17 protein-coding genes, 16 tRNA genes, 1 rRNA gene and 2 pseudogenes are annotated in these 23,357 nt (G+C 42.6%); all 36 read left to right on the forward strand.

The window, feature by feature from the left end:
* Positions 1-10: 10 nt before the first annotated feature.
* The 36 genes and pseudogenes from rrf to purD all read left to right on the forward strand — a co-directional run bounded on the left by rrf (position 11) and on the right by purD (position 23,347).
* A 5S ribosomal RNA gene (gene rrf / locus K5Q22_RS08690) occupies positions 11-126 on the forward strand.
* A 5-nt stretch (positions 127-131) separates the two neighbouring features.
* Positions 132-204: transfer RNA gene (locus K5Q22_RS08695), tRNA-Val, on the forward strand.
* A 2-nt stretch (positions 205-206) separates the two neighbouring features.
* Positions 207-279 (forward strand) — tRNA-Asp (locus K5Q22_RS08700).
* A 74-nt stretch (positions 280-353) separates the two neighbouring features.
* A tRNA-Lys gene (locus K5Q22_RS08705) sits at positions 354-426 on the forward strand.
* A gap of 3 nt (positions 427-429) precedes the next feature.
* Positions 430-511 (forward strand) — tRNA-Leu (locus K5Q22_RS08710).
* A 14-nt stretch (positions 512-525) separates the two neighbouring features.
* Positions 526-598: transfer RNA gene (locus K5Q22_RS08715), tRNA-Thr, on the forward strand.
* A gap of 12 nt (positions 599-610) precedes the next feature.
* Positions 611-682 (forward strand) — tRNA-Gly (locus K5Q22_RS08720).
* A 7-nt stretch (positions 683-689) separates the two neighbouring features.
* A tRNA-Leu gene (locus tag K5Q22_RS08725) sits at positions 690-773 on the forward strand.
* Between the two features lie 18 nt (positions 774-791).
* Positions 792-865, forward strand: a tRNA-Arg gene (locus K5Q22_RS08730).
* 47 nt (positions 866-912) lie between these two features.
* Positions 913-986, forward strand: a tRNA-Pro gene (locus K5Q22_RS08735).
* A 12-nt stretch (positions 987-998) separates the two neighbouring features.
* Positions 999-1,072: transfer RNA gene (locus K5Q22_RS08740), tRNA-Met, on the forward strand.
* Between the two features lie 16 nt (positions 1,073-1,088).
* A tRNA-Ile gene (locus K5Q22_RS08745) sits at positions 1,089-1,162 on the forward strand.
* A gap of 7 nt (positions 1,163-1,169) precedes the next feature.
* Positions 1,170-1,259: transfer RNA gene (locus tag K5Q22_RS08750), tRNA-Ser, on the forward strand.
* A gap of 10 nt (positions 1,260-1,269) precedes the next feature.
* Positions 1,270-1,343, forward strand: a tRNA-Met gene (locus K5Q22_RS08755).
* A 15-nt stretch (positions 1,344-1,358) separates the two neighbouring features.
* Positions 1,359-1,431: transfer RNA gene (locus K5Q22_RS08760), tRNA-Phe, on the forward strand.
* Positions 1,432-1,462: 31 nt separating this feature from the next.
* Positions 1,463-1,536: transfer RNA gene (locus K5Q22_RS08765), tRNA-Ile, on the forward strand.
* Between the two features lie 12 nt (positions 1,537-1,548).
* Positions 1,549-1,636: transfer RNA gene (locus tag K5Q22_RS08770), tRNA-Ser, on the forward strand.
* A 59-nt stretch (positions 1,637-1,695) separates the two neighbouring features.
* Positions 1,696-2,532, forward strand: a complete 837-nt coding sequence (gene mreC / locus K5Q22_RS08775; RefSeq protein ID WP_205014432.1) for a rod shape-determining protein MreC — start codon at positions 1,696-1,698, stop codon at positions 2,530-2,532.
* The gene (mreD, locus tag K5Q22_RS08780) at positions 2,522-3,037 is read left to right on the forward strand and encodes a rod shape-determining protein MreD (protein WP_024385106.1); all 516 of its coding nucleotides are present in this window, start codon (positions 2,522-2,524) and stop codon (positions 3,035-3,037) included. Before mreC ends, mreD begins: the two co-directional genes overlap by 11 nt.
* An 84-nt stretch (positions 3,038-3,121) precedes the next feature.
* Positions 3,122-4,378, forward strand: a complete 1,257-nt coding sequence (gene pcsB, locus K5Q22_RS08785; RefSeq protein ID WP_205014431.1) for a peptidoglycan hydrolase PcsB — start codon at positions 3,122-3,124, stop codon at positions 4,376-4,378.
* 102 nt (positions 4,379-4,480) lie between these two features.
* Positions 4,481-5,449 carry a ribose-phosphate diphosphokinase gene (locus K5Q22_RS08790; RefSeq protein ID WP_002935337.1) on the forward strand — a complete coding sequence of 323 codons (969 nt, stop codon included), beginning with the start codon at positions 4,481-4,483 and terminating at the stop codon, positions 5,447-5,449.
* Positions 5,450-5,535: 86 nt separating this feature from the next.
* Positions 5,536-6,714: a pyridoxal phosphate-dependent aminotransferase gene (locus K5Q22_RS08795; protein WP_205014430.1), complete on the forward strand. Its 1,179-nt coding sequence runs from the start codon at positions 5,536-5,538 to the stop codon at positions 6,712-6,714.
* The gene (recO, locus tag K5Q22_RS08800) at positions 6,701-7,483 is read left to right on the forward strand and encodes a DNA repair protein RecO (RefSeq protein WP_024385103.1); all 783 of its coding nucleotides are present in this window, start codon (positions 6,701-6,703) and stop codon (positions 7,481-7,483) included. The genes K5Q22_RS08795 and recO overlap by 14 nt, the downstream gene beginning before the upstream one ends.
* Entirely contained in the window at positions 7,480-8,487 is a 1,008-nt protein-coding gene (gene plsX, locus K5Q22_RS08805; RefSeq protein WP_044756061.1) for a phosphate acyltransferase PlsX, read from the forward strand. Before recO ends, plsX begins: the two co-directional genes overlap by 4 nt.
* The gene (locus K5Q22_RS08810; RefSeq protein WP_014637254.1) at positions 8,480-8,728 is read left to right on the forward strand and encodes a phosphopantetheine-binding protein; all 249 of its coding nucleotides are present in this window, start codon (positions 8,480-8,482) and stop codon (positions 8,726-8,728) included. The genes plsX and K5Q22_RS08810 overlap by 8 nt, the downstream gene beginning before the upstream one ends.
* Positions 8,729-8,845: 117 nt before the next feature.
* Complete coding sequence (gene purC / locus K5Q22_RS08815; protein ID WP_205014429.1) at positions 8,846-9,553, forward strand: phosphoribosylaminoimidazolesuccinocarboxamide synthase; 708 nt, start codon at positions 8,846-8,848, stop codon at positions 9,551-9,553.
* A 12-nt stretch (positions 9,554-9,565) separates the two neighbouring features.
* Complete coding sequence (locus K5Q22_RS08820) at positions 9,566-13,285, forward strand: phosphoribosylformylglycinamidine synthase (RefSeq protein ID WP_205014428.1); 3,720 nt, start codon at positions 9,566-9,568, stop codon at positions 13,283-13,285.
* 2 nt (positions 13,286-13,287) lie between these two features.
* Positions 13,288-14,742 (forward strand): amidophosphoribosyltransferase, encoded by a 1,455-nt coding sequence (purF, locus tag K5Q22_RS08825; RefSeq protein ID WP_205014427.1) that lies wholly within the window; start codon positions 13,288-13,290, stop codon positions 14,740-14,742.
* Positions 14,743-14,798: 56 nt separating this feature from the next.
* A complete protein-coding gene (purM, locus tag K5Q22_RS08830; protein ID WP_205014426.1) occupies positions 14,799-15,821 on the forward strand; it encodes a phosphoribosylformylglycinamidine cyclo-ligase in 1,023 nt (340 codons plus the stop codon).
* On the forward strand, positions 15,818-16,369 hold the full coding sequence (gene purN / locus K5Q22_RS08835) for a phosphoribosylglycinamide formyltransferase (protein WP_205014425.1): 552 nt from the start codon (positions 15,818-15,820) through the stop codon (positions 16,367-16,369). Before purM ends, purN begins: the two co-directional genes overlap by 4 nt.
* Before the next feature lie 9 nt (positions 16,370-16,378).
* On the forward strand, positions 16,379-17,926 hold the full coding sequence (gene purH, locus K5Q22_RS08840; RefSeq protein WP_205014424.1) for a bifunctional phosphoribosylaminoimidazolecarboxamide formyltransferase/IMP cyclohydrolase: 1,548 nt from the start codon (positions 16,379-16,381) through the stop codon (positions 17,924-17,926).
* Positions 17,927-18,080: 154 nt separating this feature from the next.
* A pseudogene (locus K5Q22_RS09820) lies at positions 18,081-18,140 on the forward strand (hypothetical protein); the annotation flags it as partial.
* A 106-nt stretch (positions 18,141-18,246) separates the two neighbouring features.
* A pseudogene (locus K5Q22_RS09825) lies at positions 18,247-18,484 on the forward strand (type II toxin-antitoxin system RelE/ParE family toxin).
* Positions 18,485-18,579: 95 nt separating this feature from the next.
* Positions 18,580-21,210, forward strand: a complete 2,631-nt coding sequence (locus tag K5Q22_RS08850) for an RNA-directed DNA polymerase (protein WP_205014423.1) — start codon at positions 18,580-18,582, stop codon at positions 21,208-21,210.
* Positions 21,207-21,926: a macro domain-containing protein gene (locus K5Q22_RS08855; protein WP_205014422.1), complete on the forward strand. Its 720-nt coding sequence runs from the start codon at positions 21,207-21,209 to the stop codon at positions 21,924-21,926. Before K5Q22_RS08850 ends, K5Q22_RS08855 begins: the two co-directional genes overlap by 4 nt.
* Before the next feature lie 158 nt (positions 21,927-22,084).
* Positions 22,085-23,347: a phosphoribosylamine--glycine ligase gene (gene purD, locus K5Q22_RS08860; protein WP_205014421.1), complete on the forward strand. Its 1,263-nt coding sequence runs from the start codon at positions 22,085-22,087 to the stop codon at positions 23,345-23,347.
* Positions 23,348-23,357 lie beyond the last annotated feature (10 nt).

The following is a 23,357-nucleotide window of genomic DNA, read 5'->3' on the forward strand; positions in this document are numbered from 1 at the left end:
GACTCAACAGTTAAGTGACGATAGCCTAGGAGATACACCTGTACCCATGCCGAACACAGCAGTTAAGCCCTAGAACGCCTGAAGTAGTTGGGGGTTGCCCCCTGTTAGATACGGTAGTCGCTTAGCAAATTGGGAGTTTAGCTCAGCTGGGAGAGCATCTGCCTTACAAGCAGAGGGTCAGCGGTTCGATCCCGTTAACTCCCATTGGTCCCGTAGTGTAGCGGTTATCACGTCGCCCTGTCACGGCGAAGATCGCGGGTTCGATTCCCGTCGGGACCGTTCGAGATGTCTAGAAGATATTTTGAAGTTTGTATGAAGTAAGCGTAGCTTACGTCCTCTTAGAAAAGAGACAAGACTCGTTAGCTCAGTTGGTAGAGCAATTGACTTTTAATCAATGGGTCGCTGGTTCGAGCCCAGCACGAGTCATATGCGGGTTTGGCGGAATTGGCAGACGCACCAGATTTAGGATCTGGCGCTTTCGGGCGTGGGGGTTCAAGTCCCTTAACCCGCATAGAATAGAAATAGGCCGGCTTAGCTCAGTTGGTAGAGCATCTGATTTGTAATCAGAGGGTCGCGTGTTCAAGTCATGTAGCCGGCATTAGGAAAGATTGCGAACGTAGTTCAGTGGTAGAACACCACCTTGCCAAGGTGGGGGTCGCGGGTTCGAATCCCGTCGTTCGCTTTGAGAGGCCGGGGTGGCGGAACTGGCAGACGCACAGGACTTAAAATCCTGCGATGGCAACATCGTACCGGTTCGATTCCGGTCCTCGGCATGAAGATTATAATAGTTAGCACCCTTAGCTCAACTGGATAGAGTACCTGACTACGAATCAGGCGGTTAGAGGTTCGAATCCTCTAGGGTGCATCACTCGCTTAATGGAGACGTTAGGGGAGCTTTATTTTTAATAGTATCGGGAAGTAGCTCAGCTTGGTAGAGTACTTGGTTTGGGACCAAGGTGTCGCAGGTTCGAATCCTGTCTTCCCGATTATATTATTTTGGCGGTGTAGCTCAGCTGGCTAGAGCGTCCGGTTCATACCCGGGAGGTCGGGGGTTCGATCCCCTTCGCCGCTATATACTCTTGTTTGCTGGACCTTTAGCTCAGCTGGTTAGAGCTCTCGGCTCATAACCGAGCGGTCGTAGGTTCAAGTCCTACAAGGTCCATATTATTGGAGGATTACCCAAGTCCGGCTGAAGGGAACGGTCTTGAAAACCGTCAGGCGTGTAAAAGCGTGCGTGGGTTCGAATCCCACATCCTCCTTTTCTACTACCGCGGGATGGAGCAGCTAGGTAGCTCGTCGGGCTCATAACCCGAAGGTCGTAGGTTCAAATCCTGCTCCCGCAATTTCTTTAAGAATTTGGCTCGGTAGCTCAGTTGGTAGAGCAATGGATTGAAGCTCCATGTGTCGGCGGTTCGATTCCGTCTCGCGCCATTAATTTAACTTTGTCCAAGTTTATTATCTTGGGCGCGTAGCTCAGATGGTTAGAGCGCACGCCTGATAAGCGTGAGGTCGGTGGTTCGATTCCACTCGTGCCCATATTATATTGATGGAGAATTACTCAAGAGGCTGAAGAGGACGGTTTGCTAAATCGTTAGGTCGGGTAACTGGCGCAAGGGTTCGAATCCCTTATTCTCCGTAGTGAACGAGATTATCGCTTGATATTCTCGTTTTATTGTATCTTGGTGAGGGTCTATTATGAATAAATTTTCAAAATTAGTAGTAGTTGTTTCTATCTTTTTATTACTGTCATTTTCTCTTTTGTTTGTGACTTTCTCTAAAGGGTTACAGCTACCATATTTAAATAATATCGTTAGTGTTGTTGTAACGCCAATTCAATCGGTTATTTCAGTACCTACTAGATTTTTTTCTGAGCAGAAAGATGTCTTGACAGATTTGATGAACGCTTACGAGGAAAATAAACGATTAAAGGAAGCTATTATGAGCCTTGAAGGGATGGCTGCTGAAAATACTAGCTTGAAAGAAGAGAATGCATCGCTTCGTAGCAGTTTAGGTGTGGTGTCTAATTTTCCAGAAAAACAACTTATTCCAGGATCAGTTTTAGTGAGGACTCCTTCATCGTGGTCGGAGCATATTTCAATTAATATTGGTGAGACTAGTGGTGTGACATCTAATGCACTTGTGGTTGCTAATGGTGGATTAGTTGGCATCGTGAGTTCATTGAGTTCAGATTCGGCGGTTGTTACCTTATTTACGAATTCGGATGAATTCACGAAGTTGCCTGTGAAAATTTCTGTTGATTCTAAAGAAATTTATGGTATTTTATCAGGCTATGATGCAGATACAAATAGTTTTATCATTAATCAGTTGAACTCAGTTGATGAAATTGCAGTGGGCAGCAATGTTGTAACGAGTGATTTGGCTGGTGCGACTCCGGCAAATGTCCAAATTGGTAAAGTTTTATCGGTTAAATCAAATAGTAACAGTTTAAATAGAGAAGTATATGTTGAGCCGACAGCTAGTTTTTCAAACATTTATTCGGTTTTAGTGGTAGGTCAAACAAATGCGCAATAAAATGATAGAAATATTCATGTTTCCCATCTTGTTCTTTATTTTATTACTTGATGGACAGATTTCAACGTTGGTAACAAATTGGTCGGTTGGATTATTTACTATTTCAAGTCATTTGGTACTTATGTTAGCTATTTTTTATGCTAACTATGTGTCTCTTGGTTTTTCATTATTCATATTTACTTTGCTAGGTTTGGTATATGATATTAGTTATCTTAATCTGATTGGTATTGCTACTACAACCCTTCCTTTAGTTTTGTATTGTATCTATTTCTTCTTCCAAAGTGCAGTCAGCAAGCGAGGAATTAATATTCTGATTTTACTAGTAGCTATTTTTCAATTTGAATTTATTAGTTATTCATTTGCTCGTATTTTTCATATAACAAACTTGTCTGTGTTTATCTTTGTTTTTAATAAATTACTTCCAAGTTTACTATTCAATTTGGCCTTATTTTTCGTACTACAGCCGTTATTTGAGCGTTTATTTGGAATAACAAACAAGACATAGAAATGTAATAATTGCGTAATATACTTACGCAATTTTTTTGATAAAATGAGAGAGTCAGAAAGTATAGAGGAGTTATGTTCGGATATGAAGAAAAAAATCTTGGCTACAATTATGTTAAGTACAGTCGTTCTATCTAATGCTAATTATGTAGCTGTGATTAGTGCGAATGATGTAGATAGTCAGATTGCAGCAAAAAATCAACAGATTAGTGAGTTGACAGCACAACAAGCTGAAGCTCAACAACAAGTTGATGCTATTCAAGGACAAGTTGATGCAATTGTTAGTGAACAGGCGAAATTAACAGAAGAAAACACTCGTTTGGAAGCAGAATCGCAGACATTGGCGGCAGATATTGAGCGTTTGTCAGCTGATATTGTGTCGCGTGATGGTGCTTTAAAGGAGCAGGCGCGTAGTGCTCAAGTTGATGGCTCTGCTTCAAGCTATATTAATACAATTTTAGATTCAAAATCAATCGTTGATGCTGTTTCGCGTGTTAATGCAATGCGTGAGATTGTTTCAGCTAATAACCGTATGTTGGAACAACAAAAAGCTGATAAGGAAGCAATTGTTGAAAAACAAAAGGCAAACCAAGAGGCAATCACTACTTTGGCAGCTAATCGCCAAAAATTGGAAGATGACGCTCAAGTATTGCAAGTGCGTCAGGCTGAATTGGAAGCTGCTAAGTTAAATTTGGCTGTGCAGAAAGCTACTGCTGAAGATGAGAAAAATTCATTGTTGGTGCAAAAAGCAGCTGCAGAAGAAGCAGCTCGTCAAGCGGCAGTTCGTCAAGCGGAGTATCAAGCACAACAGGCAGCCCTAGCACAGCAACAAGTAGCTTCAGTATCAGCACCAGTCGTGTCAACGCCAGTAGAAACTACAGTGACTGAAACGGTTGCAGCTCCTACTCAAACAGTATCACAATCTACACCAACGGTAAGTACACCTACAACATCTACATCATCAGGTTCAGGTAGTTCAGCGGCAGCAAATAATGCGCGTTATGATGCTTCATCTTACCCAGTTGGTGAGTGTACTTGGGGAGTTAAATCTCAACTTTCATGGGTTGGTCCTTACTGGGGAGATGCTAAGCAGTGGTTAGCATCAGCACGTGCTGAAGGTTTTAGTACAGGTTCTACGCCACAAGTAGGTGCGATTGCTGTTTGGACAGGTGGTTATTATGGGCACGTAGCGGTGGTTACGGCTGTTCAATCTTCAACAAGTATCCAAGTTGTTGAATCAAACTACATGGGTCGTCGTTATATTGGTAACCATCGTGGTGGTTATTTCAATCCAACAACGACTTCTGAGGGAGCAGTTTACTACATTTACCCTCCATATTAAGAAATTTTCAAATAGAGCGTGTGGATTTGCGCTCTATTTTTGTTTGAAAAATGAAGGAAAAAGGGTTAAAATAGTAAAGGTAGAAATATATAGGAGGCTGTCATGGCGTTTACTGACTTAAAATTGTTCGCTCTTTCGTCAAATCAGAAGTTAGCTGAACAGGTGTCGAAAAAAATAGGAATTCCTCTTGGAAAATCAAGTGTTCGTCAATTTTCAGATGGTGAAATTCAGGTAAATATTGAGGAATCCATTCGTGGAACTCATGTGTACATTCTTCAATCCACTAGCTCACCAGTTAATGATAATTTAATGGAAATTTTGATTATGGTTGATGCTCTTAAACGTGCATCTGCTGAATCAGTAAACGTAGTAATGCCTTATTATGGTTATGCACGCCAAGACCGGAAGGCTCGTGCACGGGAACCAATTACATCAAAATTGGTAGCTAATATGTTGCAGACAGCGGGGGTCAATCGTTTGTTGACAATTGATTTACATGCTGCGCAGATTCAGGGATTCTTCGATATTCCTGTTGATCATTTGATGGGTGCTCCATTGATTGCGGATTATTTTGAGCGTCGTGGTATGGTAGGTGATGGCTATGTTGTTGTATCACCTGACCATGGTGGTGTGACACGTGCCCGTAAGTTAGCACAGTTCTTGAAGACACCGATTGCTATTATTGATAAACGTCGTAGTGTTGATAAGATGAATACATCAGAAGTGATGAACATTATTGGAGATATTAAGGATAAAACTTGTATCTTGATTGATGATATGATTGATACTGCGGGTACCATCTGTCATGCAGCGGATGCTTTGGCAGATGCAGGGGCAACAGCTGTTTATGCTTCATGTACGCATCCAGTATTGTCAGGGCCTGCTATGGATAACATTAGTAAGTCAGCAATTAAGAAATTGGTTGTTCTTGATACAATTGAAATTGCAGAAGATCGCTTAATCGATAAAATCGAACATATTTCAACGGCAGAATTATTAGCGGAAGCGATTATTCGTATTCATGAAAAACGTCCCTTGTCACCTTTGTTTGAGGCAAGTCGTGTTAAATAGGTATGAGGAGAGTCAAATGACTCTTCTTTTTTACATTTATTTTCAAAATGTATTATAATAGTTTTATATGTTTTTGAGGTGGTAGAATGGATTTATTAAATCGTTTTAATAAGAATTTGAATCGGATTGAGGTTTCGATGATTCGTCAATTTGATCAGTCTATTTCGGATGTTCCAGGGATTTTGAAACTGACCTTGGGAGAGCCTGATTTTACAACGCCTGATCATGTCAAAGAAGCGGCTAAGGCTGCAATCGATGCTAACCAGAGCTATTATACTGGTATGGCTGGTCTTTTGGAGTTGCGCCAAGCAGCAGCTGAGTTTGTGGCTGAAAAATATAATTTACACTACAATCCAGAAAATGAAATCCTCTCTACAATCGGTGCGACAGAAGCTCTATCAGCGAGTTTAGTTGCTATTTTGGAAGTTGGGGATACGGTACTTCTACCTGCACCTGCCTATCCTGGTTATGAGCCGATTGTCAATATGGTGGGAGCAGACATTGTTGAAATTGATACGACGGCAAATGATTTTGTTTTGACACCTGAGATGTTGGAAGAGGCGATTATTGAGCAGGGGGATAAGCTAAAAGCTGTCATTCTCAACTATCCTGCCAATCCAACGGGAGTGACCTACTCACGTGAGCAGATTCAGGCCTTTGCGGATGTCTTGCGTAAGTATCCTGTCTTTGTCCTATCAGATGAGGTCTATGCGGAGTTGACTTACACTGGCCAGCCCCATACTTCGATTGCGGAGTTTTTGCCAGAACAGACCATTTTGATTCAGGGATTGTCCAAGTCTCATGCCATGACAGGTTGGCGGATTGGATTGATTATGAGTCAGGCTCCCATCATCGCTCAAATTATCAAGAGCCACCAGTATCTTGTGACAGCAGCGTCAACTGCTATGCAGTATGGTGCGGTTGAGGCCTTGAAAAATGGTAAGGATGATGCTCTGCCAATGCGGACGGAGTATATCAAGCGTAGGGATTACATCATCGAGAAGATGACGGACTTGGGCTTTAAAATTATCAAGCCTGATGGAGCATTTTACATCTTTGCAAAAATCCCTGCGGGTTACAATCAAGATTCCTTTAGCTTCTTGCAAGACTTTGCGAGAAAGAAAGCGGTGGCCTTAATTCCGGGTGCAGCCTTCGGTCAGTATGGAGAAGGCTATGTGCGAATTTCCTATGCAGCAAGTATGGAGAAAATTCAAACAGCTATGGCTCGTTTGAAGGAATATCTGGAAGAAAATGGAACGAATTGAAACTAGGGGATTAGTCCTTTACAATCGGAATTTTCGAGAAGATGACAAGCTGGTCAAGATTTTTACAGAGAAGGCTGGCAAGCGAATGTTTTTTGTGAAACATGCCTCTAAGTCCAAGCTGGTAGCTTCTATCCAGCCTTTGACCTATGCGGATTTTATCGTTAAAATCAATGATGATGGTCTGTCTTATATCGAAGATTTTCATCAGGTACAGCCATTTAAGAATATTAACGGCGATATTTTCAAGCTTAGCTATGCTACATATATCTTGGCCTTGGCAGATGCGGCCTTGCAGGATAAGGTTTATGACCCAGCCCTCTTTGCATTTTTGGTCAAGACCTTAGATTTGATGGAGTCGGGTTTGGACTATGAAATTTTGACCAATATCTTTGAAATTCAACTCTTGGGACGATTTGGGATCAGTCTGAATTTTCACGAGTGTGCTTTTTGTCATCGGGTTGGCCTGCCTTTCGACTATTCCTACAAGTACAGCGGTGTCTTGTGTCCGCAACACTATCAACAAGATGAGCGACGGGCTTATCTGGATCCCAATGTTCCCTATCTACTTGATCAATTTCAGGCTATTTCCTTTGATGAGCTGGAAACCATTTCCATCAAGCCTGAGATGAAGCGAAAATTACGGCTTTTTATTGACCAGCTGTACGAGGAATATGTGGGGATTCACTTGAAATCCAAGAAATTTATAGATGATTTGTCTTCTTGGGGGCAGATTATGAAACCAAGAACAGAAAATGAGGAAACAGAATGAAACGTATTGCAGTAGATGCTATGGGTGGGGACCATGCCCCTCAGGCAGTGGTAGAAGGTGTCAATCAAGCCTTGGCTGCCTTTCCGGACATTGAAATTCAACTTTATGGTGATGAGGCTAAAATCAAGCAGTATTTGACAGTGACAGAGCGTGTCAGCATCGTCCATACGACGGAGAAAATCAATTCAGATGATGAGCCTGTCAAGGCTATTCGTCGTAAGAAAGAGGCTTCTATGGTCCTAGCGACCAAGGCTGTCAAGGATGGTCAGGCAGATGCAGTCTTGTCAGCTGGAAATACAGGTGCTCTTTTGGCGGCAGGCGTCTTTGTCGTCGGTCGCATCAAGAACATCGACCGTCCTGGTCTTATGTCTACCTTGCCGACTATGGACGGTAAGGGATTTGATATGATGGACTTGGGGGCAAATGCTGAAAATACAGCTCATCACCTCTATCAGTATGGTATTCTTGGCTCATTTTACGCGGAGCATGTGCGTGGTGTCAAACAACCTCGTGTGGGACTTTTGAACAACGGTACGGAAGATACCAAGGGCACGCCAGTTCACCAAGAAGCTTATAAACTCTTGGCGGAAGACAAGTCAATCAACTTTATTGGCAACGTGGAGGCGCGTGAGTTGCTTAACAGCGTGGCGGATGTGGTCGTGACGGATGGTTTCACGGGAAACGCTGTGCTGAAAACAGTCGAAGGGACTGCAAAATCCATCGTTGGTCAGTTGACTGGCTCAATCAAGAATGGTGGTCTGCGTGCTAAATTGGGTGGTCTTTTGGTTAAACCAACCTTGAAAAAGGCCTTGGGGGCTATGGACTATAAAACTGCAGGTGGTGCTGTCTTGCTTGGTCTGAAAGCACCTGTTATCAAGGCGCACGGATCCAGCGATGCTCAGTCAATTTTCTATACGATCAAGCAGACGCGTTCGATTTTGGAGGCAGGCATTGTTGAAAAATCAGTGGCCAAATTTTCAGTAGTGGAGGAGAGTCATGACTAGAGAGCAGGTCTATCAGCGGGTTGTTGAATTAATTCAGGATGAAAAGGGAGAAGATTTTCAAGTTCAACCTGAATCTACTTTGGCAGATAATATTGCAGCAGATTCAGTAGAAATTATGGAATTTGTTCTTAATTTGGAGGATGAATTTCATGTAGATGTCCCAGATGCTGCTATTGAGCATTTTGAGGTCCTATCTGATATTGTTGATTTTATTTATGAAGAAGTGAAAAAACGTTCGTAGTTTACGGGCGTTTTTCTTTGTTTTTTCCTAAATAACCGTAAATTTGTTGTGAACGCGAATATTGTGTGTTAGAATAAACGAAAAGACTAGAATATTTTACGAAAGGCGAACATTCTCATGAAAACAGACCTTCTCTATTCAGGAAAAGCCAAAGATATCTACGCAACGGCTGACAGCGACCAGATTGTTGCGGTTTATAAGGATCAGGCGACGGCTTTTAATGGTGGTAAGAAAGAACAGATTGTGGGTAAGGGCCGGCTCAATAATCTGATTTCCTCTTTGATTTTTGAAAAATTGAATGAAGCGAGTGTCCAGACGCATTTTATCAAGCGTTTGTCGGATACGGAACAGTTGAATAAGAGGGTGGAAATCATTCCTCTTGAGGTTGTTTTGCGAAATGTGACAGCTGGGTCTTTCTCAAAACGCTTCGGGGTGGAGGAAGGGATAGCCTTACCTACTCCTATCGTAGAATTTTACTATAAAAAAGATGAATTGGACGATCCTTTTATCAACGATGAGCATATTTTTTTCCTTAATCTAGCTAGTTCAGAAGAAATTGCCTATATCAAGGAAGAAACAAGGCGAATCAATGGGTTCTTGAAGGACTTGTTTGCGCAGATTGGGCTGACTTTGGTGGATTTCAAGCTAGAATTTGGGGTTGACTCGTCTGGTCAGATTTTATTGGCGGATGAGTTTTCTCCTGATAATTGTCGTTTGTGGGATGCGGATGGCAACCATCTGGACAAGGATGTTTTCCGTCGGGGTATCGGGGAGTTGACCGAGGTTTACGAGGTCGTATTGGCAAAGTTACAAGAAGTGAAGTAAGGATTGGAAAAAATGGCGAAGCGGATTTTTGTTGAGAAAAAGGCGGATTTTCAGATTAAGGCGGAGGCTCTTCGTAAGGAGTTGACCCATAATTTGCAGCTGACGAGTTTGACGAGTGTACGTCTGGTGCAGGTTTATGATGTTTTCAATCTTGAGGAGGACTTGCTGGAGAAGGCTATCAAACATATCTTTACCGAGCAGGTGACGGACAAGGTCTTGTCGGAAGCGGAACTGGACTTGGCCGAGGCTGCTTATTTTGCGATTGAGGCTCTTCCTGGGCAGTTTGATCAGCGAGCTGCCAGCAGTCAGGAGGCCCTTCTCTTATTGGGCAGTCGTCAGGAGGTGCGTGTCGATACAGGTCAGCTCTATATCTTGAATGGCGATGTGCGGGAAGAAGAGTTAGCTGCTATCAAGAACTATTTGCTCAACCCTGTGGATTCGCGGTTCAAGGACTTGGATGCTCCTTTGGTGGCTCAGGAGTTCTCGGTGTCAGATGCGACTATTCCAAACTTGGACTTTTTTGATAGCTATGGGGCAGAGGAATTTGCGGCTTACAAGCGTGAGGCTGGTTTGGCTATGGAAGTGGAAGACCTGCTCTTTATTCAGGACTATTTCAAGTCAATCGGTCGAGTCCCAACTGAGACAGAACTCAAGGTCTTGGATACTTATTGGAGTGATCACTGCCGCCATACGACTTTTGAAACCGAACTGAGGTCTATAGACTTCTCAGCTTCAAAATTCCACAAGCAATTACAAGCAACTTATGACAAGTACCTAGCTATGCGAACTGAGTTAGGTCGGACAGATAAACCGCAGACGCTTATGGATATGGCGACCATTTTTGGCCGTTACGAGCGGGCAAACGGTCGTCTGGATGACATGGAAGTGTCGGATGAAATCAATGCCTGCTCGGTGGAGATTGAAGTGGATGTGGACGGCGTGAAAGAGCCATGGCTCCTCATGTTCAAGAATGAAACCCACAATCACCCAACAGAAATCGAGCCATTCGGTGGTGCAGCAACCTGTATCGGTGGAGCCATTCGTGATCCCTTATCAGGTCGTTCTTATGTTTATCAAGCCATGAGGATTTCAGGTGCAGGCGATATTACCCAGCCTTTGACAGCTACTCGTCCAGGGAAATTGCCGCAGCAAATCATTTCTAAAACAGCAGCACATGGTTATTCTTCATACGGTAACCAAATCGGTCTTGCGACCACCTATGTGCGTGAATATTTCCACCCAGGCTTTGTCGCTAAACGTATGGAGTTGGGTGCTGTTGTTGGTGCAGCACCTAAGGAAAATGTGGTCCGTGAAAAACCAGTCGCAGGCGATGTGGTCATCTTGTTAGGAGGCAAAACAGGTCGCGACGGTATCGGCGGGGCGACAGGCTCGTCTAAGGTACAGACAGTTGAGTCTGTCGAAACAGCAGGTGCGGAAGTCCAAAAAGGAAATGCTATTGAAGAACGCAAAATTCAGCGTTTGTTCCGCAATGGTGACGTGACTCGCTTGATTAAAAAATCCAATGACTTTGGTGCAGGCGGTGTCTGCGTAGCTATTGGGGAACTGGCTGACGGTCTTGAAATTGATTTGGACAAGGTACCTCTAAAGTATGCAGGCTTGAACGGAACGGAAATTGCTATTTCGGAATCACAAGAGCGGATGAGCGTCGTTGTTCGTCCGGAAGACGTAGACACTTTCATCGCAGCCTGCCGTCAGGAAAATATCCATGCAGTTGTCGTAGCCAAAGTAACGGAAAAACCAAACCTAGTCATGACTTGGAATGGACAAACCATTGTTGATTTGGAGCGCTCCTTCCTTGATACCAACGGTGTCCGTGTAGTCGTCGATGCCAAGGTAGTTGACAGTGCTGTCAACTTGCCAGAAACACGCACAACATCTTCCGAAACACTACAAGAGGACTTGAAAGATCTTCTATCAGACCTCAACCATGCTAGTCAGAAAGGTTTGCAGACGATTTTCGACTCATCTGTTGGTCGTTCAACCGTCAACCACCCTCTCGGAGGTCGTCACCAGCTGACACCGACAGAAAGTTCTGTGCAAAAGCTGCCTGTCCAACACGGTGTGACGACGACGGCTTCTGTCATGGCTCAGGGCTATCATCCTTATTTGGCAGAATGGTCTCCTTATCACGCTGCAGCCTACGCGGTCATTGAAGCGACAGCTCGCTTGGTGGCGACGGGGGCTAACTGGTCTAAGGCTCGTTTTTCTTATCAGGAGTATTTTCAGCGAATGGACAAGCAGGCCGAGCGTTTCGGTCAGCCAGTAGCAGCACTTCTGGGCTCTATCGAGGCTCAAATTCAGCTTGGTTTGCCCTCTATCGGTGGCAAGGATTCCATGTCTGGTACCTTTGAGGACTTGACAGTTCCGCCAACCCTGGTTGCCTTTGGTGTGACCACGGCTGATAGTCGCAAGGTCCTCTCGCCTGAGTTCAAGGCGGCTGGCGAGTACATTTACTACTTACCAGGTCAGATTTTGTCCGAAGATATTGATTTTGCCCTTATGAAGTCTAATTTTGAGGCTTTTGAAAAATGGCAGAGCGATTACGTGATTACGGCTGCTAGTGCAGTCAAGTATGGTGGTATTCTAGAAAGTCTAGCCCTCATGTCCTTTGGAAACCAAATCGGAGCAAGAGTCGAGCTTGCAGACCTTGAAATCAGCTTGACAGGTCAGCTTGGCGGCTTTGTCTTCACATCGAAAGAAGATATTCCAGATGCTGTGAAAATTGGACAAACCACCGTTGACTTTACACTCCTTGTCAACGGTGTCAACCTAGCAGGGCAGGACTTACAGGTAGTCTTTGAAGGTAAGTTAGAAGAGGTTTACCCAACAGAATTTGAACAGGCGACAGAGTTGCAGGATGTTCCTCCAGTCACAAGTTCAGCGGTTATAAAAGCAAAAGAAGCCGTTGAGGTGCCTGTGGTTTATATCCCAGTCTTCCCAGGTACCAACTCAGAATATGATTCCGCCAAGGCATTTGAACAGGCTGGTGCTAAGGTTAATCTGGTACCGTTTGTAACCCTGGATGCAGAGAGCATTGAAAAGTCGGTTGACACCATGGTTGACAACATTGACAAGGCACATATTCTTTTCTTCGCAGGTGGATTCTCGGCTGCGGATGAGCCAGACGGGTCTGCCAAGTTTATCGTGACCATCTTACGAAACGCCAAGGTCCGCTCTGCTATTGACCAATTTATCGAAAAAGGTGGCCTCATCATCGGTATCTGTAATGGTTTCCAGGCACTTGTCAAATCGGGCTTGCTGCCGTATGGAAACTTTGAGGATGCCGGTGAAAGCAGTCCGACCCTCTTCTACAACGATGCCAACCAGCATGTTGCCAAAATGGTAGAAACGCGAATTGCCAATGTCAACTCTCCGTGGCTGGCAGGTGTCCAAGTTGGTGACATCCACGCTATTCCAGTATCTCACGGGGAAGGAAAGTTTGTGGTGACGAACGAGGAATTCGCTATCTTGCGGGATAATGGTCAGATTTTCAGTCAGTATGTTGACTTTACTGGTCAGCCAAGCATGGATTCTAAGTACAATCCAAACGGATCTAGTCATGCTATTGAGGGCATTACCAGTCGCAACGGTCAGATTATCGGGAAAATGGGGCATTCGGAGCGGTATGAGGACGGTCTTTTCCAAAACATTCCAGGTAAGAAAGACCAAGAACTCTTTGTTTCAGCTGTTCGCTATTTTACAGGAAAATAAATATGACATACGAAGTTAAATCACTCAACGAAGAATGCGGTGTTTTCGGCATTTGGGGACATCCGCAGGCTGCTCAGGTTACTTATTTCGGACTTCATAGTTTGCAGCACCGAGGTCAAGAAGGGGCAGGGATTTTAGCCAATGATGGTGGGTGTTTGCGTCGCCATCGTGGAACAGGTCTGATTGCAGAAGTCTTCAAAAATCCAGTAGATTTAGAAGCCTTGACAGGAACGGCTGCTATTGGTCATGTCCGCTATGCAACTTCTGGCTCTGCTTCTATCAATAATATCCAGCCCTTCCTCTTTGATTTTGCAGATATGCAGGTGGGTTTGGCACACAATGGGAATTTGACCAACGCGGTCAGTTTGAAAGCTGAACTTGAAAAAAATGGTTCCATTTTCTCTTCTTCTTCTGACACTGAAATTCTCATGCACTTGATTCGCCGCAGTCACAATCCAGACTTTATGGGCAAAATCAAGGAAGCCCTCAATACTGTTAAAGGTGGCTTTGCCTACCTGATTATGCTGGAAGACAAGCTGGTCGCAGCCCTGGATCCAAATGGCTTCCGACCACTTTCAATAGGCAAAATGAAAAATGGTGCCTGGGTAGTTGCTAGTGAAACTTGTGCTTTTGAAGTAGTGGGGGCTGACTGGGTGCGAGATGTGGAGCCTGGTGAAATTGTCGTCATTGATGATTCAGGAATTCAATATGATAGCTATACAAGCGATACGCAACTGGCTGTTTGCTCTATGGAGTATGTCTATTTTGCTCGCCCAGATTCCGTTATCCATGGGGTCAATGTCCACACGGCTCGTAAAAATATGGGACGTCGTTTGGCCCAGGAATTTCAACAGGAAGCAGACATTGTCGTTGGTGTGCCAAACTCTTCCCTATCTGCGGCTATGGGATTTGCAGAGGAATCTGGTTTGCCAAATGAAATGGGGCTAATTAAAAACCAATATACCCAGCGGACCTTTATTCAACCGACCCAGGAATTGCGGGAGCAGGGGGTTCGCATGAAGTTGTCAGCCGTTTCAAGTGTTGTCAAAGGCAAGCGCGTGGTTATGATTGACGACTCTATTGTTCGCGGTACAACTAGCCGCCGCATTGTCCAGCTTCTTCGTGATGCAGGGGCAAAAGAAGTCCATGTGGCTATCGGTAGCCCAGAACTCAAGTACCCGTGTTTCTATGGCATTGATATTCAGACCCGTCGGGAGCTGATTTCAGCCAACCATACCGTTGAGGAAGTCTGTGAGATTATTGGGGCAGACAGTCTGACCTACCTTTCTCTTGAAGGGATGATTGCAGCCATAGGCATCGAAACCGATGCGCCAAAAGGCGGGCTCTGTGTAGCCTACTTTGATGGAGAATTTCCAACGCCTCTCTATGACTATGAGGAAGAATATCTCCGTAGCCTAGAAGAGAAAACGAGTTTCTACATTGAAAACGTCAAGTAAGTGACCGAGGTGTCAATGTTACTTGACAGACCTGTAAACTGTTGAAAGGAATCAAAATGACAAATAAAAATGCCTACGCCCAGTCGGGCGTTGACGTCGAAGCTGGATATGAAGTTGTCGAGCGTATCAAGAAACACGTAGCTCGGACAGAACGCTTGGGTGTGATGGGAGCTCTTGGTGGTTTTGGCGGTATGTTTGACCTGACCAAACTGGATGTCAAAGAGCCAGTCTTGGTATCAGGAACAGACGGTGTCGGCACCAAGCTCATGTTGGCGATTCAGTACGACAAGCACGACATGATTGGCCAGGATTGCGTGGCTATGTGTGTCAACGACATCATCGCAGCAGGTGCGGAGCCACTTTATTTCCTCGACTACATCGCGACAGGAAAAAATGAACCAGCCAAGCTGGAGCAGGTGGTGGCCGGTGTGGCTGAAGGCTGTGTCCAAGCTGGTTGCGGCCTGATTGGCGGTGAAACGGCTGAAATGCCTGGTATGTACGGAGAGGATGACTATGACCTGGCTGGCTTTGCTGTCGGCATTGCGGAGAAGTCCCAGATTATCGACGGCAGTAAGGTCCAGGAGGGCGACATTCTCCTCGGCCTAGCTTCTAGCGGCATCCACTCCAACGGCTATTCCCTGGTCCGACGCGTTTTTGCAGATGTTTCTGGCGACGCTCTGTTGCCAGAGCTCAATGGCAGAGCTCTGAAGGATGTCCTCTTAGAGCCGACACGCATCTATGTCCAGCAGGTATTGCCTTTAGTAAGAGCAGGGCTGGTCAATGGTATTGCCCATATCACAGGCGGTGGCTTCATCGAAAATATTCCCCGTATGTTTGCTGATAATCTTGCAGCTGAAATTGAAGAGGATAAGATTCCAGTCCTTCCAATCTTTACGGCCCTTGAAAAATATGGCCACATCAAACATGAAGAAATGTTTGAAATCTTCAATATGGGAATCGGCTTGGTCCTGGCAGTCAGTCCAGACAAGGTTGACAGTGTCTGTCAACTAGTTGACGAGGAAGTTTACACCATTGGCCACATTATCGCCAAGGAAGACAAGAGTGTGGTCATCAAATGAAACGAATAGCAGTGTTTGCATCAGGCAACGGATCCAATTTCCAAGTCATCGCAGAGCAGTTTGAAGTGAAATTCGTCTTTTCAGACCGCCGAAATGCCTACGTCTTGGAACGAGCTGAAAAACTAGGTGTGCCAGCCTTTGCTTTTGAACTAAAAGAGTTTGCGGATAAGCAGGCCTACGAAGAAGCCATTATCCAACTCTTAGACCAACACCAGATTGACTTGGTGGTCTTGGCAGGTTATATGAAGATTGTGGGACCAACCCTGCTGACTCAGTACGAAGGTCGGATCATCAATATCCACCCCGCCTACTTGCCTGAATTTCCAGGAGCCCATGGGATTGAAGATGCCTGGCAGGCTGGCGTGTCTGAAAGTGGTGTAACAGTCCACTGGGTTGATAGCGGCGTTGACACAGGACAAATTATCAAACAAGTCCGTGTGCCCAGACTGGCTGAGGATACCCTGGAAACCTTCGAAGCCAGAATACATGAAGCAGAATACCAACTCTATCCAGCAGTCTTGGAGGAGTTGGGGGCAGTGAGAAAATAAGGAGAAATCATGACAAAACGTGCGTTAATTAGCGTATCAGACAAGGCAGGCATTGTAGAGTTTGCCCAAGAATTGACCAAGTTTGGTTGGGAAATTATCTCCACCGGTGGTACCAAGGTTACCTTGGATCGGGCTGGTGTAACTACCATTGCCATTGACGATGTGACTGGTTTTCCTGAGATGATGGACGGTCGTGTCAAGACTCTTCATCCGAAAATACACGGTAGTTTGTTAGCACGTCGGGATTTGGACAGCCACCTACAAGCAGCCAGCGACCATGAAATCGGCTTGATTGACTTGGTGGTGGTCAACCTCTATCCCTTCAAAGAGACTATTTTACGTCCAGATGTGACCTATGATTTGGCGGTGGAGAATATTGACATCGGTGGTCCCTCTATGCTTCGTTCGGCAGCTAAGAACCACGCCAGCGTGACAGTTGTAGTGGATCCGACAGATTATCCGACGGTTTTAGGGGAAATTGCAGAGCAGGGGGAAACGAGCTATGCAACACGTCAGCAACTGGCTGCAAAGGTATTTCGTCATACCGCAGCTTACGATGCCTTAATAGCAGATTATTTTACCAAGCAAGTAGGCGAAAATAAGCCTGAAAAATTAACCATTACTTATGACCTCAATCAGCCGATGCGTTACGGTGAAAATCCCCAGCAAAATGCGGATTTCTACCAAAATGCCCTTCCAACAGATTATTCGATTGCCTCTGCTAAGCAGTTAAATGGTAAGGAGCTGTCTTTCAACAACATTCGTGATGCGGATGCGGCCATTCGGATTATCCGTGATTTCAAGGACCGTCCAACTGTTGTGGCTCTTAAACACATGAACCCCTGTGGTATCGGGCAGGCAGAAAGCATTGAACAGGCTTGGGATTATGCTTATGAGGCTGACCCAGTATCGATTTTCGGAGGCATCGTCGTACTGAACAGAGAAGTAGATGCTGCGACGGCTGAAAAGATGCACCCGATTTTCTTAGAAATCATCATCGCACCGAGCTATTCGGCAGAAGCGTTAGCTATTTTGACTAATAAAAAGAAAAATCTGCGGATTTTAGAATTGGCCTTTGACGCACAGGATGCGAGCGAAGTTGAAAAAGAGTTTACAGGCGTTGTCGGCGGGCTCTTGGTGCAGGATCAGGACGTGGTGGTAGAAAGCCCAGCGGACTGGCAGGTTGTGACTGAGCGTCAACCGTCCGAGCAAGAGTGGGCGGCTATGGAGTTCGCTTGGAAGTCCTCCAAGTATGTCAAGTCCAACGGAATCATCATCACCAATGACAAGATGACTTTGGGAGTGGGACCGGGGCAAACCAATCGTGTGGCCTCCGTCCGTATCGCTATTGAGCAGGCCAAGGACCGTTTGGAAGGAGCCGTTTTAGCGTCGGATGCCTTCTTCCCATTTGCTGATAATGTGGAAGAAATCGCTGCGGCAGGCATCAAGGCGATCATTCAGCCAGGTGGATCCGTCCGTGACCAAGACTCCATTGACATGGCCAACAAGTACGGCTTGACCATGGTCTTTACAGGAGTCAGACATTTTAGACATTGAGAAATTTGGAGAAAGAGGAACACCCCAGCTGGAGAAGTTGGGGTGGATTTGTGCTTTGACAAAGAGATTTATTAGGTATATAATAAATGAAAATGCAAATTTATTGAAGTTAGAAAAATACATTGATATTTTGTGTTGATAATTAAGATGAGAATTGACAAAGAATACCTCATTACATGACTTAACAATTTCAGACTTTTCCTGTCAATCTATGCTTGAAAAAATAGAAGATAAGTATGACTTAGAATTCTTGCGACAACCGATAACAGAAGATGAAGGATTCGCATTTCAGTTCAAGATTTATTTGATGAATTCGGAACATGGAGCACAAATTTATATTTGTATAAAAAGCGAATAAGCAACTTCGGAAATTAGATGCATTTACAATAAATTCTATCTTTTTTTGGGATTAAAAATAATCTTTATCAGATAACGGTTCCCAGACGATATGGTAAAGGGTTGACCGAAAATCGATCAGGAGAATGGCGTTACAGGGGAGGGAATTACCGTATTCTTACCCATATCTATGATGAAGGAATTGTGATTGAGATGTTTTGAGATCGGTATCGGAAGGATATTTATTGAATTATTACAGGTCAACAAAAGTTTAGTAATAATTTTATTGTATTTAAATACAGGAAAGGGAGCAGAGAGTGGAAAAAATCAGCATCAACAATGAAATATTGGTAACAAAAATATTAAACGAATTAAAATATAATAAACGTTTGATATACAATTGGACAACGTGGTTTGATGAACCTACAGAGCAGAATCTTAGGAAGAAACTAAAGTTGGAAATTGAAAATCTTGTGTCTGACATTAACAATGGAAGAGAAATAAAATTACAAGAAGTAGATGCGATACCAGTATATAAAAATATTGTAAAAGAAGACGAAGAAAAAGAAGATAATGTATTAGTCCACAATATTGTTAGTTTCTCAGCCAGTCAGCGAATTTCAGGTGAAGTAAATTTTAATTACTTTATTAAAATTGGATTACAGGACTTTATTTTGAGTGCAATCTGGGTGGAAACAGTCGGAAAGTTGCTAGATTCTTCTCTTTCAAGTGACATATATGCCAATAGATTATCAGCTAATGATAGTTATTTTTTTAAACCGTATTTTGAAGCTTATTCAAGTTTTCGAGATTCTAATTTTAAAAAAATGAGGAATTGGGTAACAAATGAGGAAACAGGGATATATATACAGACGGATTTATCTAGATTTTTCTACAGGATAGATACTGAGGCATTGAAATCAGCTATTGATGAAAAAATTAGTGAGCACAAGAATTTAACTACTTTGAATAATCATATTTTTAAAATTATAGATTCGTACAATAGTTTAAAAAATATAGTAGAATTTAAAACTAAAGTTTTGAAACTCGAAAATGAAAAAATAGCTGTATTACCGATAGGATTTCTTCCTAGTAATATTCTTGCTAATATATATTTAGTTGATTTAGATAGATTAATAGAAGAACAATTCTACCCTGTGAACTATGGAAGATATGTAGATGATATATCTTTTCTTGTGAAAAAACGAATATCAGATGGTGATAATGAAACTACAGTAAAGAAAATAATAGAAGATATTGGAAAAATTAAAGATGAAATTGAAAAAAAGTATGTCGAACTAAATAAAGATAAGACATTATTTTTTATCATCGATAAGAAAAATGATATTAATTACTTGAATAAATTTGAAAAGGAAACTCAGAAATTATCAAGTGACAATTATCGCTTGATTGACCCTAATGAATATGATAAGGAGTTTGAGAACGCCTACAATCTTACAAAAGATATTACAAAGATGTCAGATTTATTCACAATAGTAAGAGATAAAAAATTTATTAGTAGAACTATTTCTACAATCTTTTATTATATTTTTTGGAATCTGAAAAAAGATATACATGAGCAGAATATAGAATTATCTAAAAAGTTTATTAAATATTTCTATTCTTTTGTAGATGATGAATTTTTCTTGGAGCTATTTGACTATTGGTACCAATTATGTATTATCGAACTTATATCAAATGGAATTGAAATTGGTGCTAGTACAGGTGTGAACATAAATTTATGTGTACATTTTCAAAATAGATGCAAATCCTTAATACAATATGCGACTAGTAGTGATAATGAAATGCTAAATGAGTTTATGGAAAATTATAATAAATTTATAGGAGTACTCTTGGCGTCTGATAAGGAGAGTCTATTATTTCAACTTCAAGAGTATTTTAGACTTCCAAAGTATAAACTGGAAAATCTTGTTGAGAATGAGTATTTATTGAATTATGAAAGGCAATTACGAAGTTTAGTCAAAATTGACTCGCTAACACCAGAAGGCTTTGAAAAAATAATACGTAATAATTTTTCTGATAAAAATAATAGCGAACAATTTAAGGATTATGACATTAAAAATAAACTAATAGTAGGGCAAAGTAATTTTTATAGCTATGATGAACGAAAGGACTATTTTTTAAAGGCTTGTAAGAATAAATCTAATATAGATGATATTATTAAAACTTTAAATGAAGCAGATAGAGAGAAGGTGGATCTTTTATTATATCCTGAACAAGGAGTTGCGTTACAAGACTTTGTTTCACTCACAAAGTTTGCGGTAAGAACCAAAACGTTAATTATTGGCGGTTTGGATTTTATTTATTTGAAAGATACAGTTTATAACTTAACGTTTATAATAAAACCGATAAAAACGGTAAATGGCAGAATAGAATATAAAGATGCTCAAATAATTTTTCTACACAAGGTTTATCCTTCGCCAGAGGAGTATACTATTTTCCACAATTCAAGGCCAAGAGATGGAAATAATTGGGAAATATATATCCCTAATAAAGAAGAAGTTGCTATGTCCCATATTGTTGCGTTCAGAGGTTACACACATGCTGTTTTGAACTGTTATGAGGCTACTTCTATCGAGTTGAAATATGCGATTTCAAAAGATGATCCAGAAATTGTACATTTGATAACGAACAATAGAGATATTAAATATTATTACCAGATTGCAGAAACCCTGTCTAGGGATTTAATGGCTATAACCTCAATCACAAATTATTCAAAGTTAGGAGGAGTGGAGGTATATATCCCATATAAAACAGAGTATATGAGACGGATTTCCTCTCATAAGGGATCTAAAAACACTCATATTGATATTTGTTGTATTGATTTAGATCAAATAAAGCAAAAGAGACTAAACAACAATGACTCCCAAATGAAACAAAATCCCCCAAAATATTATTACAAAAATATAGGAGTGAATTATGAATGAAAGAAACTATTAAAAATTTTTTTAAAAGCTGGCTTTTACCAATAGGTTCAGTTTTTGGCTATTTCCAATTTTTATCATCAGTATTTCAAGATGACTTTTTGAAATTTCAGGGAGTTGTTATTGTTCTTTCAATCGTAGGTGTTACTATTTATAATTTGGTAAATAATCAATATTCTTATAGAAATCCTGAGAAGTCCAAATTGATTTTAGAAATAAAACATGGAGATATATTTAGCGAAAAGTATGATACAAGTGTTCGTGTTATTCCGGTAGACGAAGATATTACACAAAATTGTGAAGGTAAGATGCGCATAACCTCTATACAGTATCAATTTATGAGTAAGAAGTTAAGAGAGGCGAGAATAGAACTTGATAGCGTACGAAATAATGGGAATAGAATAACAGGAGATGATAAATATTTATTTTTAAAGATAGCTAAGTTTAACCACAGGAATCATATAGAACTTTCTAACTATAAAGAATATTTTGAAATGATTTATGAGTTATGCAAAGAAATGGATAATAAAACAGGGAATAAAGAGTTTGTATGCCCTGTGATTGGAGGGAGTATTCGATTTAAAGAAGGGAACCTTTCATCTATGCAAAGACTTCAATTGTTAAAGTTAGCGATTGAGTCGTACGATTTTAAACAAGAAATTAAGATTACAGTTGTTGTCAAAAGAGATGGTTTGAAATATAACTTAAGAGCATTGTGATGACTAGAACAAATTTTACTAGGGTTTGTCGGTAGATGTAAAATATCTACCTGCAAACCCATATTTTTTATTCCCGAACATTCCCCTGCTTTTTCTATCAAAATCCGTCTGTTTTTGCTATACTGTTTATATAAAATCCGTTTTTGAGGTGTGAAAAAATGAAACTTTTGGTTGTTGGGTCTGGTGGTCGTGAACACGCTATAGCAAAGAAATTGTTAGAGTCTGAACGGGTGGAACAGGTCTTTGTCGCTCCTGGAAATGACGGAATGACTTTAGACGGTATTGAGTTAGTTAATATCGGAATTTCCGAACATTCTGCTCTCATTAATTTTGCAAAGGAAAATGACATTGCATGGACTTTTGTTGGTCCAGACGATGCTCTGGCAGCAGGTATCGTTGATGATTTTGAACAGGCGGGACTAAAGGCTTTTGGTCCCAGTCGTCTGGCCGCGGAGCTAGAGTGGTCAAAAGACTTTGCCAAGCAAATCATGGTCAAATACGGCATTCCAACAGCAGCCTTTGGCACATTTTCCAACTTCGAAGAAGCCAAAGCCTACATCGAAGAGCAGGGGGCTCCAATCGTGGTCAAGGCGGACGGCTTGGCACTGGGCAAGGGCGTAGTCGTGGCAGAAACCGTCGAGCAGGCGATCGATGCGGCACGGGAGATGCTCTTGGACAACAAGTTCGGCGACTCGGGTGCCCGCGTGGTCATCGAGGAGTTCTTGGCGGGCGAGGAGTTTTCCCTCTTTGCTCTAGTCAACGGCGACCAGCTCTATATCCTGCCGACAGCCCAGGACCACAAGCGTGCCTTTGACGGCGACCAAGGTCCCAACACAGGCGGTATGGGGGCTTACGCTCCTGTTCCCCACTTGCCTCAAAGCGTGGTAGATACAGCGGTTGACACCATTGTCAAGCCTATTCTGGACGGCATGATTGCGGAAGGGCGGTCTTATATGGGCGTGCTCTATGCTGGTTTGATTCTGACCGACCAAGGTCCCAAGGTTATCGAGTTCAACGCCCGTTTCGGCGACCCAGAAACCCAGATTATCCTACCTCGCCTGACTTCTGACTTTGCTCAGAATATCGACGACATCCTCCACAAACGTCCTACACAGTTAACCTGGCTGAAAAATGGCGTGACGCTGGGTGTAGTCGTGGCTTCAAACGGTTACCCTCTGGATTACGCAAAAGGCGTAGAGTTGCCAGCAAAGACCGAGGACGACATCACGACCTACTATGCCGGGGCTCGTTTTGCGGAAAATAGCAGAGCACTGCTCTCTAACGGCGGTCGGGTTTATATGCTAGTCACCACAGCAGACACCGTCCAAGAAGCCCAGGAAAAAATTTACTCGGAGTTGAAAAGTCAAGATACGACAGGCCTCTTTTATCGGACAGATATTGGAAGCAAGGCCGTAAAATAAGGGATAAAGA

The sequence above is a fragment of the Streptococcus sp. 2018162 genome (assembly GCF_019754175.1).
Lineage (GTDB): Bacteria > Bacillota > Bacilli > Lactobacillales > Streptococcaceae > Streptococcus > Streptococcus hashimotonensis.

Coding starts and splice junctions, on each gene's coding strand:
- recO (WP_024385103.1), top strand. CDS start 6,701: ATGGAACGAATTGAAACTAGGGGATTAGTCCTTTACAATCGGAATTTT.
- purF (WP_205014427.1), top strand. CDS start 13,288: ATGACATACGAAGTTAAATCACTCAACGAAGAATGCGGTGTTTTCGGC.
- mreD (WP_024385106.1), top strand. CDS start 2,522: ATGCGCAATAAAATGATAGAAATATTCATGTTTCCCATCTTGTTCTTT.
- K5Q22_RS08795 (WP_205014430.1), top strand. CDS start 5,536: ATGGATTTATTAAATCGTTTTAATAAGAATTTGAATCGGATTGAGGTT.
- purH (WP_205014424.1), top strand. CDS start 16,379: ATGACAAAACGTGCGTTAATTAGCGTATCAGACAAGGCAGGCATTGTA.
- K5Q22_RS08810 (WP_014637254.1), top strand. CDS start 8,480: ATGACTAGAGAGCAGGTCTATCAGCGGGTTGTTGAATTAATTCAGGAT.
- K5Q22_RS08855 (WP_205014422.1), top strand. CDS start 21,207: ATGAAAGAAACTATTAAAAATTTTTTTAAAAGCTGGCTTTTACCAATA.
- purM (WP_205014426.1), top strand. CDS start 14,799: ATGACAAATAAAAATGCCTACGCCCAGTCGGGCGTTGACGTCGAAGCT.
- K5Q22_RS08790 (WP_002935337.1), top strand. CDS start 4,481: ATGGCGTTTACTGACTTAAAATTGTTCGCTCTTTCGTCAAATCAGAAG.
- plsX (WP_044756061.1), top strand. CDS start 7,480: ATGAAACGTATTGCAGTAGATGCTATGGGTGGGGACCATGCCCCTCAG.
- K5Q22_RS08820 (WP_205014428.1), top strand. CDS start 9,566: ATGGCGAAGCGGATTTTTGTTGAGAAAAAGGCGGATTTTCAGATTAAG.
- purN (WP_205014425.1), top strand. CDS start 15,818: ATGAAACGAATAGCAGTGTTTGCATCAGGCAACGGATCCAATTTCCAA.
- purC (WP_205014429.1), top strand. CDS start 8,846: ATGAAAACAGACCTTCTCTATTCAGGAAAAGCCAAAGATATCTACGCA.
- pcsB (WP_205014431.1), top strand. CDS start 3,122: ATGAAGAAAAAAATCTTGGCTACAATTATGTTAAGTACAGTCGTTCTA.
- mreC (WP_205014432.1), top strand. CDS start 1,696: ATGAATAAATTTTCAAAATTAGTAGTAGTTGTTTCTATCTTTTTATTA.
- purD (WP_205014421.1), top strand. CDS start 22,085: ATGAAACTTTTGGTTGTTGGGTCTGGTGGTCGTGAACACGCTATAGCA.